Below are 12,452 nucleotides of genomic sequence, written 5' to 3'. Positions count from 1 at the left end.
GGCGACGAGGGCGGCTCCCGGCGGGGGCCGCCCTCCCCCGCTTCCCGGGGGTGGCCGCCCGGGCTCGAACAGAGCACTCGGACGTGTACAGGGGCTGCGGCCGGGCCCCCTGGAAGCCGTAAGGTTGGTTCGTACGCACGGAACTTCGGAAGGAGGCCTGGGTGATCGAGCTCGAGGGGGTTCCCGAGCTGATCGACCCGGTCATGGTGGCCGCGTTCGAGGGCTGGAACGACGCCGGCGACGCCGCCTCCACCGCGGTCGCGCACCTGGAGCGGGAGTGGAAGGGCGAGGTGTTCGCGGCGCTCGACGCCGAGGACTACTACGACTTCCAGGTCAACCGCCCCACGGTGTACCTGGACGGCGGGGTACGGAAGATCACCTGGCCCACCACCAGACTGTCGGTGGTCCGGGTGGGCGGCGACAAGCCGCGTGATCTGGTGCTGGTCCGCGGTATCGAACCGTCGATGCGCTGGCGCTCGTTCTGCAACGAGCTGCTGGGCTTCGCCCATGAGCTGGGCGTGGAGATGGTGGTGATCCTGGGCGCGCTGCTCGGCGACACCCCGCACACCCGGCCGGTGCCGGTCACCGGCGTGACGTCCGACCCGGACCTGGCGCGCACCATGGACCTGGAGGAGACCCGGTACGAAGGGCCGACGGGCATCGTCGGCATCCTCCAGGAGGCGTGCACGCACGCGGGCGTGCCGGCGGTGAGCCTGTGGGCGGCGGTGCCGCACTACGTGTCGCAGCCGCCGAACCCGAAGGCGACGCTGGCGCTGCTCAACCGGCTGGAGGACCTGATCGACCTGCGCATCCCGCTGGGCGAGCTGGCGGAGGACGCGCGGGCCTGGCAGGTCGGCGTCGACCAGCTCGCCTCGGAGGACAGCGAGGTGGCGGAGTACGTGCAGACGCTGGAGGAGGCGCGGGACACCGCGGAGCTGCCGGAGGCGTCGGGCGAGGCCATCGCCCGGGAGTTCGAGCGGTACCTGCGGCGGCGCGACGGCGGCCCGGGCACCGGTCCAGGGGCCGGGGGCCAGGGAGCCGCTCCGGGGCACGCGACCGACATGGGCGACAGCTCGTACCTGCGCGACACCTCCAGCGGTCGTACGCGGCCGCCGAAGCCGCCGAAGCGGGAGACCGATCCCGGGCCTGATTCCGGGCCTGATCCCGGTGAGGAAGGCGGCTCCGCCGAGGAGTGAGAGCACGTCGGAGGGGCGGCACCGAGGAATCGGTGCCGCCCCTCCGTCATGGTCCCGGCTGCCGGACGGCAACCTGGGCACGTCGTCTGACGGTGCGTCGGGCAGAAGGCGCTACAGCGCGACGCCCATCAGCGCGTCAACGGTACGGGAGACGAGACCGGGCGCGGTCTCGTCCGTGCCGCCGCCGGACTCCTGGAGCGCGGCCCAGCGGTCCACGGCCGCCAGTGCGCGCGGGGTGTCGAGGTCGTCGGCGAGCGCCTCGCGTACTTCCTCGACCAGGGCGTCGGCGGACGGGCCGTCGGGGCGGGAGACGGCGGCGCGCCAGCGGCCGAGCCGCTCGACGGCGTCCTGGAGGACCTGGTCGGTCCACTCCCAGTCGGCGCGGTAGTGGTGGGCGAGGAGCGTGAGCCGGATGGCGGCCGGGTCGACGCCGTCGCGGCGGAGCTTGGAGACGAAGACCAGATTGCCCTTGGACTTGGACATCTTCTCGCCGTGGAGGGCGACCATCCCGGCGTGCACGTACGCCTTGGCGAACGGGTGCTCGCCGGTCAGGGCCTGCGCGTGCGAGGCGCCCATCTCGTGGTGCGGGAAGATCAGGTCCGAGCCCCCGCCCTGGACGTCGAAGCCCATGCCGAGGTGGTCGAGGGCGATGGCCACGCACTCGATGTGCCAGCCGGGCCGTCCGGGGCCGAGGCTGGCGCCGTCCCAGCTGGGCTCGCCCTCGCGGGCGGCCATCCACAGCATCGGGTCGAGGGGGTTCTTCTTGCCCGGGCGGTCCGGGTCGCCGCCGCGCTCGGCGGACAGGGCCCGCATGACCTCGTGGTCGTAGCGGGACACCTCGCCGAAGTGCGGGTCCGCCTCGACGGAGAAGTAGATGTCCCCTTCGAGTTCGTACGCGGCGCCGGCGTCGCGCAGCCGCTCGATGAGCGGCACGATGCCGGGTATCGCCTCGACGGCACCGATGTAGTGCTGCGGCGGCAGCATCCGCAGGGCGGTCATGTCCTCGCGGAACAGCGCGGTCTCGCGCTCGGCGAGGCCGACCCAGTCGATGCCGTCCCGCTGGGCCCGCTCCAGGAGCGGGTCGTCGACGTCGGTGACGTTCTGGACGTAGTGGACCTGCCGCTTGGTGTCGAGCCACACGCGCTGAACGAGGTCGAACGCGTTGTAGGTCGCCGCGTGACCCATGTGGGTCGCGTCGTACGGCGTGATGCCGCAGACGTAGATACGGGCGACGGGGCCGGGGGCGAGGGTCACTCGCCCGCCGGTCGCGGTGTCGTGGATCCGGAGGTCGCGGCCCTTGCCGGGCAGGGCGGGGACCTCAGAAGCGGGCCAGGCATGCATGGCACGAGCGTAACCGGACGGGTGTTCCGGATACGAACCGGATCCACGATCATGACGCGATGGGCACTCTTGCGTTGCGGCGCCGTTTGTGCAGGTGGCGCCTGGTCACGCCGTGGCCGGGGCGCCGGGAGGGCCGGGGTGCGTCAGACCGGGGGCCAGGGGATCGCGGGCCACTGCCCCGACGGCTCGGGGTGGCGGGCGGACTTGCGCAGCTCCGCCACCCGGTCCCGGGCCGCCGTCACCTCGGCGGGCGTGAGCAGCTCGGCCAGGCGGGTGGCGAGGGCCGCGCCGGGGGCGAGGGCGGCGTCCAGGCGGGCCAGGACCTCGAGCGCCTCCTCCGGGAGCGGCTCGCCCGCCCAGCCCCACAGCAGCGTGCGCAGCTTGTCGTCCACGTGGAAGGTCACGCCGTGGTCGATGGCGTACAGCCGCCCGTCCGGCCCCGGCAGCAGGTGCCCGCCCTTGCGGTCGCCGTTGTTGATCACCGCGTCCAGGACGGCGAGCCGTCGCAGCCGTACGTCGTCGGCGTGGACGAGCAGCGCCGTGCGGCCCTCGCCGACCTCCGCGAGGCCCACCGCCTTCCAGCCCTCCCCCGGCTCGTCCTCGTCGACGAGGGAGAGGAGCGGGGTGGCCGAGGGGTCGCCGTCGATCCACAGCTGGACCATGCCCGGACCGTACGGCCCGTCCCGCAGGACCGTCGGCGGGACCAGGCCCCAGCCGGTCGCCTCGGACACCTCGTACGCCGCGACCTCGCGCTGCGCCAGGGTCCCGTCCGGGAAGTCCCACAGGGGGCGCTCCCCCGCGACGGGCTTGTAGACGCAGTCGGCTTCCCGGCCTTCGTGCGCGACGGAACAGAGCAGCACCGCGTTGGACGCCTCGCGGACCTGGCCGCGTACGGTCAGCTCCCCCTCGGCGAGCAGATCGAGCTGCTCCACCACGTCGAGGCCGGTCAGGCCCCTCGGCGGTATCCGTTCTGACGCGGGCATACGTGTCCTTCCGGATCGAGCGGCAGGCTGCACAGCGGGCACGGCGGCCGGCCGGCGTTGACGACGTCGAGGGCGCGCTTGGCGAAGGCCCGCGCCTGGGCCCCGGTGAGCCGGACGCGCAGCATCGGCGGGCCGTTCTCCTCGTCCTGGAGCAGCCGCTCCTCGGCCTCGGCGAGGTCCTCCTCGGAGTCCGCGTCGAGTTCGACGAGCGCCTGCGCCTCGACGATCATGCGCTGGTTCTCGCCGTCCCACGCGAGCGCCATCGTGCCCACCCGGAACTCCTCCTCGATGGGGGCGTCCAGGGGGGCCGTGTCGGCGGTGTCGGGGGGAGCCACGGCCGGGACCGGGGCGTTGCCGCCGGTGCGCCGTACCACCTCGTCGAGCAGTTCGTCGATCCGCTCGGCGAGCGCGGCCACCTGCGTCTTCTCCAGCGCGACGCTGGTGACCCGGCCGCCGGCGGACGCCTGCAGGAAGAACGTACGGCGCCCCGGCAGCCCGACCGTGCCGGCCACGAAGCGCTCCGGTGGGTCATAGAGGAACACCTGACGGGACACGTTCCCTCTCCCTTGCGTCCTTGAGTTGTGCGGTGCGACGGCATGCGGTCCGACGGCACTTCGGCCCGTCCACCCTACTGTGCCGGGCGATCACGGTGCGCCCGCGCCGCCGCCCACCTCCGCCGCCCCTCCGCCGGACCGCTCGCGCGGTATCAGCGCCGCGAAGTCGCCGGTGTCGCCGAGCCGTACGAGAAACGGCCGCAACCGGGTGTAACGGATCACGGTCACGGAGCAGGGATCCACGTGGACCCGCTGGAAGAGATCGAGGTGCAGGCCGAGGGCGTCGGCCACCAGGGACTTGATGATGTCGCCGTGCGAGCACATCAGATACACGGCGTCCTCGCCGTACTCCGCCTCCACGCGCGCGTTCCACTCCCGTACGGCGTCGACGGCGCGCGCCTGCATGGCGCGGACCGACTCCCCGCCGGGGAAGGCCGCGGCGGACGGGTGCTGCTGGACGACCTCCATCAGCGGTTCGTCGGCGAGCTCGGCGAGCTTGCGCCCCGACCAGTCGCCGTACCGGCACTCGCCGATCCGCTCGTCGGTGTGCACCGGCAGCTCGGGACGGGCGTCCAGCAGCGGCTGGAGGGTCTCCCTGCAGCGCTGGAGCGGGCTGGTGACGGCGGCGGCTATCGGCACGCCGGCCAGCCGCCCGGGCAGCGCGGCGGCCTGCGCGGCGCCGCGCTCGTCGAGCGCGACACCGGGCGTCCAGCCCGCGAGCACACCGGCCGTGTTGGCGGTCGAACGTCCGTGCCTTACGAGGATCAGCGTGGCCATGCCTGCCAGCCTAGGCGGATTGGGGAGTGCAAAGGCGCGAGGGCGGGGAAGAATACGCGCCGTGATCGTGGACTGCGCCATCTATCGGGACGGGCACCGCAGCGAGGGCCCCTCAGACTTCTCCGACGCCTTGGACCAGGCAAGAGCGTGGGGCGGCGACGCGTTCCTGTGGATCGGGTTGCACGAGCCGACGGAGAGTGAGTTCGATCACGTCGCGGAGGAGTTCGGGCTCCACCCGCTCGCCGTGGAGGACGCCCTCAAGGCGCACCAGCGGCCGAAGCTGGAGGTGTACGACGACTCGCTGTTCATGGTCCTCAAGCCGGTGGTGTACGAGCCGCAGGGCGACACCGTCACCACCGGCGAGCTGATGGTGTTCATGGGCGACTCCTTCGTGGTCACCGTCCGGCACGGCGAGGGCGCGCCGCTGGGGGCCGTCCGCAAGCGGCTGGAGGCGGAGCCGGAGCTGCTCCGGCACGGGCCGACGTCGGTGCTGTACGCGATCAGCGACGCCGTCGTGGACCACTACATAGAGGTGGCGGGCGAGCTCCAGGTCGACCTGGAGGAGATGGAGACGGAGGTCTTCCAGCCCACGGGCGGCGACTCCAAGAACACGGCCTCGCGGATCTACACGTTCAAGCGCCAGGTCCTGGAGTTCCGGCGGGCCACCGGTCCGCTGGCCGCGCCGATGACCCGGCTCGCGGGCGCGGGCGTGCCGTTCGTGAACGAGGAGGCCCAGCCGTTCTTCCGGGACGTCAGTGACCACCTGACCCGGGCCACCGAGCAGGTGGAGGGGCTGGACCGACTGCTTTCGGACATTCTTTCGGCGCACCTCGCGCAGATGGGCGTGCGCCAGAACGACGACATGCGCAAGATCTCGGCGTGGGCGGCGATGGCGGCGGTGCCCACGATGGTCGCGGGCGTCTACGGCATGAACTTCGAGCACATGCCGGAGCTGGACTGGGTGTTCGGCTACCCCATGGTGATCGTCCTGATGGCCGTCGCGTGCGCGGGCCTGTACCGGCTCTTCAAGCGCCGCGGCTGGCTCTAGGGGTTCCGTCGGCCCGGTCCCGTCGGGGCCGTCGTACGCGGGGACCGGGCCGGCTCGTCAGAAGGCCGGGGCCGGCTCGGCCGGGCCGCCGAGCGCGTCGCGCCGCTGGGGCATGGTGAGGCCGACCATGCGCCGCCAGCCACCGGCCCGTTCGTACGCGTACATGGCCCGGATGCCGAGGGCGAGGGCCGTCCTCTTGGGGCGGGGCCACTTCAGGAGGCGGCCCATGTGGTCCATGACGGCGAGGCTGACGTCGCGGTAGACCTCGATCTCGACGAGGGCGGACTCGCGCAGGGTGCGCTGGATGGTGCGGCCGTGTCCGGCGCGCGCGAGGCGCAGCAGCTCCTCGTGGCAGTACGCGAGGTGGTTGTCCTCGTCGTTGCAGATCATGCGGATGGCCTTGCCCACCTCGGGGTGGTCGGAGAAGTGCTTGACCAGCATGTCCATCTGGTCGGCGGCGCGCTGCTCGGTGACCCGGCTGTGGGACAGGTAGACGACGATGTCGTGCTCCGTCAGCGGCTCGTCGCGGCGGAGCTTGTCGTGGGCCAGGCCGATGCCGCGCCGCTCCAGCAGCATGGTGTAGTCGGTCTCCGGCGGGACGGGGACCGGGTCCAGGCCGCGCTTCTTGAGCAGGGCGTGGAAGATCCGGCCGTGCTTGTCCTCGTCGGCGCCGTGCCGGGTGATCTTGGGGGCGAGCTCGCTCATGCTCTCGGGGACGAGGGCGGCGATCCGGGCGTTCTCCCACCCGCCCTGGGCTTCGCCGCTGGCGGCGATGGAACAGAACAGCTGGTAGGAGTCGTCGTTGTCCAGGATCTCCTGGAACAGGCTTCGCGCCGAAAGCATCACTGCACCTCCGTACAGGGCGGTCGGCCCTGTTTGTCCGCACTCACGCAAAGAACGAGTCAAGTGCGGCGAGGAGGGCGTGGCAACAGGGCCACGGGCCAACTCCGCCGAAAGGAGCAGCGTGGAGGCGGACCGGGGGCTTCCCGGCGCGTCCAGGCAGTAACCGACGGGGGCGGTGGCGCGTTGTGCAGCGTGACGGCCGTGGCGGGGATGACCCCGAGCCCCCACCACGGCCGCAGGCTTGTCCGCCCGCGGCGGACGCGACCGGCTAGTCCGCGAGGCCGGCGCGCTCCAGGGCCTCCGTACCGGCCCGGAGCGCGGCGATCCGCTCCTCCAGGGTGAAGCCGGCCGGGGCGAGCGTCAGCGTGGTGACACCGGCCGCCGCGTAGGCCGCCATCCGGTCGGCGATCCGCTCCACGGAGCCCAGCAGCGTGGTCTGGTCGATCAGCCGGTGGGGTACGGCGGCCGCCGCGCCCGCCTTGTCGCCGGAGAGGTACTTCTCCTGGATCTCGGCGGCTTCCTTCTCGTACCCCATGCGCTGGGCGAGCTGGTTGTAGAAGTTCTGCTTGCGGCTGCCCATGCCGCCGACGTACAGGGCGGTGTACGGGCGGAAGGTGTCGGCGAGCGCGGGGATGTCGTCGCCGAGGGCGAGCGGGACGGTCGGGACGACGTCGAAGCCCTCCATGGTCAGGCCGGCCTTCTCGCGGCCCGCGCGCAGGTGCCGCAGCGCGGTCTCCTCCAGGTGTTCGGCGGAGGGGAAGATCAGCAGCGCGCCGTCGGCGATCTCGCCGGTCTGCTCCAGGTTCTTCGGGCCGATGGCCGCGATGTAGAGCGGGATGTGCTCGCGCTGCGGGTGCACGGTCAGCTTGATGGGCTTGCCGGGGCCGCCCGGGAGCGGGAGGGTCCAGTGCTCGCCCTCGTGGGTCAGGCGCTCGCGTGCCATCGCCTTGCGGACGATCTCGACGTACTCCCGGGTCCGGGAGAGCGGCTTGTCGAACTTCACGCCGTACCAGCCCTCGGAGACCTGCGGGCCGGAGACGCCGAGGCCGAGGCGGAACCGGCCGCCGGAGAGCGTGTCGAGGGTCGCGGCCGTCATCGCCGTCATGGCGGGCTGGCGGGCCGGGATCTGCATGATCGCCGAGCCGATGTCGATGTTCTCGGTCTGCGCGGCGACCCAGGCCAGGACGGTCGGGGCGTCGGAGCCGTACGCCTCCGCGGCCCAGCACACGTCGTAGCCGAGGCGGTCGGCCTCCTGGGCGACGGCGAGATTGTCGCCGTCCATGCCGGCGCCCCAGTAGCCGAGGTTGATGCCAAGCCGCATACCGGCCCCTCTCACTCATCTACCCATCAGTAATGTCCTGGTGCCGGACTCTAGCGCGCGGGCCCCCGGTGCGGCAGGGGACGGGGGTCGGGGAGGTTGTCCACAGGGTCTCTGCGCGTGCGCCCTTGGCCAGTAATCTCGCGACCATGGAGCAGAGGCATCTCGGCCGTACGGGCCTGCGTGTGTCCCGGATCGGGCTCGGCACCCTCACGTGGGGCCGGGACACCGACGAGCACGACGCCGCGGACCAGCTGAAGCTGTTCTGGGAAGCGGGCGGGACGCTGATCGACACGGCGGACGTGTACGGCGGCGGCGAGGCGGAGTATCTGCTCGGGCAGCTCGTGGAGCGGCTCGTGCCGCGGCGGGATCTGGTCATCGCGACGAAGGCCGGCAGCGTGCCGGACCCGGACCGGCGGTTCGACGGCTCGCGCGGCCATCTGCTGGCGGCGCTCGACGCCTCGCTGGCCCGGCTGGGCACGGACTACGTGGACCTGTGGCAGATCCACGCCTACGACCCCGAGACGCCGCTGGAGGAGACGCTCCAGGCCCTCGACATCGCGGTGAGCAGCGGACGCGCGCGGTATGTGGGCGTGTCGAACTTCTGCGGCTGGCAGCTGGCGAAGGCGGCCACCTGGCAGCTCGCGCACAGCGGGATACGGGCCCGGCTGGCCAGCACGCAGATGGAGTACTCGCTGCTCCAGCGGGGCGTGGAGCGCGAGGTGCTGCCCGCCGCGCGGGACCTGGGCGTGGGCCTGCTGCCGTCGTCGCCGCTGGGACGGGGGGTGCTGACGGGCAAGTACCGGCACGCCACCCCGGCCGACTCGCGGGGCGCGTCGGAGCGGCTGGCGGCGTTCGTGGAGCCGTACCTGGAGGAGGCGTCGAGCCGGATCGTGGACGCGGTGGTGACGGCGGCGGACGGGCTCGCGACCACCCCGCTGCACGTGGCGCTGGCGTGGGTGCGGGACCGGCCGGGGGTGGTGGCGCCGATCGTCGGCGCACGCGACGCGCGGCAGCTCGGCGAGGCGCTGTCAGTGGAGAGCCTTAGTCTTCCAGACGAGATCCGCCGGGCGCTGGACGATGTGTCCGCCCCGGTGCACCGCTATCCCGACCAGGACTGGAGCACGCTGTGACCGCGCTTCCCCGGGGGACCGCCCCCGGCCCCTCCTCCGACGACCAGGCCCCCGCTGTGGAGCCCGAACCGGGCGTGCCGGCCGAGGGCGAGGCCGAGGCCACCGCGGAGGAGAGCTCGGAGGCGGGTACGGAGGAGAGCCCTGAGCCGGGCACGGAGCCTGGCTCGGAGGCGGGTGCGGAGCAGAACTCGGAGGCGGGTGCGGAGCAGGGCTCGGCGGGGCTCTCCGAGGCGGAGGCCGAGCTGGCCGCCCAGCGGGAGCTGCGGGCCCGCATCGAGCGGCGCAAGGCCGAGCAGGCCGGGCCCATCGAGGCGGGCACCAAGCTCAGCGGGCGGGCGGCGGACCTGCTCGCGGCGGTCCGGGCCGTGGAGAGCGGCGAGAAGCCCGCCGCCTCCTTCCTGGACTCCCCCGCGCCCGCACCCCGGCGCCCCGCCCCCGAGCCGTCCGCGCCCGAGCGGCCCCGGATCATCGAGGCCCCGCGCCCGCCGCGTACGGCCGACGCCGACACCGTGGCGGCCGTGCGGGCGGTGCTGGCCGAGGGCGGCGCACCCGAGGCCCTCGCCGTCCGGGTGGCGACCGTGCTCGGCGAGTCGGCGGCGCAGGTGCTGCGCGACGACCCGTGGCAGCTGCTGGTGGTGCCGGGCGTACTGCCCGAGCAGGCCGACGGCTTCGCGCGGGCGCTGCTCGGCGCGGAGTGCGGACCGGGTGACGAGCGCCGGGCGGCCGCGCTCATCGGATGGCTGCTGGAACGGGCGGCGCTCCAGGGGCACACGGCGCTGGAGGCGGCCGCCGTGCGCGCGGCGCTGGCCGAGCGCTCGGTTCCCGAGCCCGACGAGGCCGTACGGCACGCCATCGCCGAAGGCGTGGTGCTCGTCTTCCACGAGGAGGAGGAGCCGGAGGAAGAACCGGAGGAGGAGGCCGCCGAGGCGTCCGCCGACCCTGCGGAGCCGGCGCCCGTGCTGCTCGGGCTGGACCGGTACGCGCTCGCCGAGGAGAGCCTCGCCGACGGCCTGGCCCGGCTGGCCAAGTCGGGGCCCGACCCCCGCTGGGAGGCCGCCGAGCCGACCGAGCTGACCCGCGCGGTCGCCGAGCACGGGCTGGTCGCGCACACGGGCGGCGAGGCGTCCCGCGCGGAGCCGCTGGCCCTGGCCGAGGCGGCGCACGGGCTGGGCCTGCGGGCCGCCGTGGCCGCGTACACGGAGAACGGCCGCCGCAGGCTCGGCGAAGGCGCGGACGCGGACCACGCCGTGGAGACGGTGACGGTCGCCGGCCTGCTCTCGGGAGCCGTGGACACGGCCGCACTGGACCTGCTGGTGGTGCTGGACGCCCCGCAGCTGGACGTGGAGACCGCCGCGATGCTGGTGGAGTCCCTGCCGGACGGCTGCCGGCTGGTGCTGAGCGGCGATCCGGGGGTGCTGTGGTCCGCGGGCGCGGGGCGGGTGTTCGCGGACGTCCTGGCGGCGCGGGTGTGCCCGCAGATCGCCTCCCGCACGCCGGATCCGGGACCCCTGGGTGAGCTGGTCTCCGGCATCGGGATCGGCGAGCTGCACCAGGTGGAGGCGCCGGGCAAGGAGGTCGTGATCGTCCCGGTGCGGGACGCGGGCGAGGCCGTACACCGTACGGTGCAGCTGGTCGCGGACTCGGTGCCGCGGGCGTTCGGGATCCCCGCCGAGCAGACCCGGGTGATCACCGTCGGCCACGGCGGCTCGGCGGGCACACGGGCGCTGAACGCGGCGCTGAAGCAGCAGCTCAACCCGGGGCCGGGCCGCTTCGGCGGCTTCGACCCGGGCGACCGTGTCGCGTACGCCCCGGCGCCGGGCCGTACGGTGCCGGGCACGGTGGTGTCGGCGGACGCGCAGGGGCTGCACCTCGACTGCGAGGGCGAGCGGATCGTCGTGCCGAAGGAACGGGTGGAGTCGGCGGTCCGCCACGGCTGGGCGCTGACCGCGCACCAGGCGGCGGGCGCGCGCTGGCCCGCGGCCGTCGTGGTCCTGCCGGGCGACGCGGCGCAGGGCCTGAACCGGGCGTGGGTGTACACCGCGTTCAGCCGCGCCGAGCGGCATCTGTCGGTGGTGCACGGCGTGGACCAGGCCCTCCCCCGCGCGGTCGCCGAGGTGCTGCCCGCGCCCCGGACGACCCGTCTGCGCGCGCTGCTGGAGTCGCTGCTGGCGGCGCCGCAGGAGTAGGCACGGGGCAGCCCCCGCCCGGGTCGGCCGGGCGGGGGGCGCCCCACGGGTCAGGAGCTGCCGGGCGGGGCGTCGTCCGGGTCGCCGTGGAGCTCGTCCTCGTCGAACACCGCGCTCACGTCGAAGCGGCAGATCACCCGCCCCGGGTCCGCCTGGTCGAAGGGCGTGCTCAGCCATTCGCCCGGTTCGGGGAGCTCGTCCGCGGCGGCGACCCAGAGCGTCGAGTCGCCCTCCTCCAGGCCGAACTCCTTGTGCCGCGAGGCGATCTCGTCCGGCTCGAACTCGCCGAAGAGCACGCCGAGCGCGGCGTGCACGCTCGACCCCACCACCGCGGCCGCGTCCGCGCCGTCCTCCTCGCGGTCCCCCCGGTCCAGGTCGGCGATGCGCTGCGCCTGGGCCAGCAGCCGGTGGGGCTCGGCCACGGCGTAGTCGCGGCGGATCAGCACGGTGAGGGCGCTCGGCTCCTCGGGGCCCTCGTAGGGCGGCAGGGAGTCCTCCACGCCCGGGATCTCGAAGGGCGTGACCTCGTCGTAGCGGTCGTAGAGACGTTCGTCGTACGCCTCGGCCGCCGCGGCGAGGTCGTTGAACGCGGCGTAGACGGCCGGGTCGTCGTCACCGGTGCGGTTCTCGACCGCCTCCAGGTGGCGGTCCAGTGCGGCTTTGACCGCCTCGGCGGCGGCGCGTACCTCGGCAGCGGTGGGCTGCGCAGCATCAGACATACCCCAGACGCTATCCGTACGAAGCCCGTGCTTGCACAATAGATGCGATGCCGGAATACGAATTTGTCGACGTGTACGTACCTCGCGGGGTGTCCCGCAAGGAGGCGACCCGTCTGCTGACCGACCATGCCGAGTACGGACACTGGGAGTTGGACCGACTGAGTCTGCACCGGGACGGCAGCCGCCGTGTGCGGCTGCGCCGGCGCATCATCCGTCAGGTACGCGCCACCTGGTGAGGTGGCGCACAGGACGGAGCGGGCGCAGATGCATGTGTCCCGGCTGCTGGCACGGATCACCGCGCGGCTGCGGGAGGGCCTGCTGGCGGTGGAGTGAGTGGAGTCGCGGGAAGGCCCC

12 protein-coding genes are annotated in these 12,452 nt (G+C 73.5%); 5 read left to right on the top strand and 7 right to left on the bottom strand.

What is annotated here, in order from left to right; translation table 11 throughout:
- Positions 1-161: 161 nt before the first annotated feature.
- Positions 162-1,196: a PAC2 family protein gene (locus ABZX67_RS30240; RefSeq protein WP_355366873.1), complete on the top strand. Its 1,035-nt coding sequence runs from the start codon at positions 162-164 to the stop codon at positions 1,194-1,196.
- 111 nt (positions 1,197-1,307) lie between these two features.
- Here ABZX67_RS30240 and mshC read toward each other — a convergent pair whose 3' ends face one another.
- The 4 genes from mshC to ABZX67_RS30220 all read right to left on the bottom strand — a co-directional run bounded on the left by mshC (position 1,308) and on the right by ABZX67_RS30220 (position 4,851).
- A complete protein-coding gene (mshC, locus tag ABZX67_RS30235) occupies positions 1,308-2,537 on the bottom strand; it encodes a cysteine--1-D-myo-inosityl 2-amino-2-deoxy-alpha-D-glucopyranoside ligase (protein WP_355366870.1) in 1,230 nt (409 codons plus the stop codon).
- 143 nt (positions 2,538-2,680) lie between these two features.
- Positions 2,681-3,520 (bottom strand): SCO1664 family protein, encoded by an 840-nt coding sequence (locus ABZX67_RS30230; protein WP_355366868.1) that lies wholly within the window; start codon positions 3,518-3,520, stop codon positions 2,681-2,683.
- Positions 3,484-4,074, bottom strand: coding sequence for a DUF3090 domain-containing protein (locus ABZX67_RS30225; RefSeq protein WP_355366865.1), 591 nt, complete (start codon positions 4,072-4,074; stop codon positions 3,484-3,486). The genes ABZX67_RS30230 and ABZX67_RS30225 overlap by 37 nt, the downstream gene beginning before the upstream one ends.
- 90 nt (positions 4,075-4,164) lie before the next feature.
- Positions 4,165-4,851 carry a histidine phosphatase family protein gene (locus tag ABZX67_RS30220; RefSeq protein WP_355366862.1) on the bottom strand — a complete coding sequence of 229 codons (687 nt, stop codon included), beginning with the start codon at positions 4,849-4,851 and terminating at the stop codon, positions 4,165-4,167.
- Between the two features lie 52 nt (positions 4,852-4,903).
- Between ABZX67_RS30220 and corA the strand changes: the two genes are divergently transcribed.
- Positions 4,904-5,899, top strand: coding sequence for a magnesium/cobalt transporter CorA (corA, locus tag ABZX67_RS30215; protein ID WP_355366934.1), 996 nt, complete (start codon positions 4,904-4,906; stop codon positions 5,897-5,899).
- Positions 5,900-5,956: 57 nt separating this feature from the next.
- On the opposite strand, the gene ABZX67_RS30210 is transcribed toward corA, so the two are convergent.
- Both ABZX67_RS30210 and ABZX67_RS30205 read right to left on the bottom strand, forming a co-directional pair.
- Positions 5,957-6,742, bottom strand: coding sequence for a ferritin-like domain-containing protein (locus ABZX67_RS30210; protein ID WP_355366859.1), 786 nt, complete (start codon positions 6,740-6,742; stop codon positions 5,957-5,959).
- A 268-nt stretch (positions 6,743-7,010) separates the two neighbouring features.
- Positions 7,011-8,063, bottom strand: coding sequence for an LLM class F420-dependent oxidoreductase (locus ABZX67_RS30205; RefSeq protein WP_355366856.1), 1,053 nt, complete (start codon positions 8,061-8,063; stop codon positions 7,011-7,013).
- Positions 8,064-8,209: 146 nt separating this feature from the next.
- On the opposite strand from ABZX67_RS30205, the gene ABZX67_RS30200 reads away from it, so the two are divergent.
- Complete coding sequence (locus tag ABZX67_RS30200; protein ID WP_355366853.1) at positions 8,210-9,193, top strand: aldo/keto reductase; 984 nt, start codon at positions 8,210-8,212, stop codon at positions 9,191-9,193.
- Positions 9,190-11,379, top strand: a complete 2,190-nt coding sequence (locus ABZX67_RS30195) for a helix-hairpin-helix domain-containing protein (RefSeq protein ID WP_355366850.1) — start codon at positions 9,190-9,192, stop codon at positions 11,377-11,379. The genes ABZX67_RS30200 and ABZX67_RS30195 overlap by 4 nt, the downstream gene beginning before the upstream one ends.
- 50 nt (positions 11,380-11,429) lie before the next feature.
- Here the strand turns inward: ABZX67_RS30195 and ABZX67_RS30190 are convergent, their stop codons facing one another.
- The gene (locus tag ABZX67_RS30190; RefSeq protein ID WP_355366847.1) at positions 11,430-12,098 is read right to left on the bottom strand and encodes a hypothetical protein; all 669 of its coding nucleotides are present in this window, start codon (positions 12,096-12,098) and stop codon (positions 11,430-11,432) included.
- Positions 12,099-12,145: 47 nt separating this feature from the next.
- Here ABZX67_RS30190 and ABZX67_RS30185 point away from each other — a divergent pair, with 47 nt between their 5' ends.
- Positions 12,146-12,334, top strand: coding sequence for a DUF5703 family protein (locus ABZX67_RS30185; protein WP_005319466.1), 189 nt, complete (start codon positions 12,146-12,148; stop codon positions 12,332-12,334).
- Positions 12,335-12,452 lie beyond the last annotated feature (118 nt).

Source organism: Streptomyces sp. NPDC003036, from assembly GCF_040611175.1.
Taxonomy (GTDB): domain Bacteria; phylum Actinomycetota; class Actinomycetes; order Streptomycetales; family Streptomycetaceae; genus Streptomyces.
The sequence above is the reverse complement of the archived record's forward strand: the minus strand, read 5'-3'. Positions and strand labels throughout refer to the sequence as shown.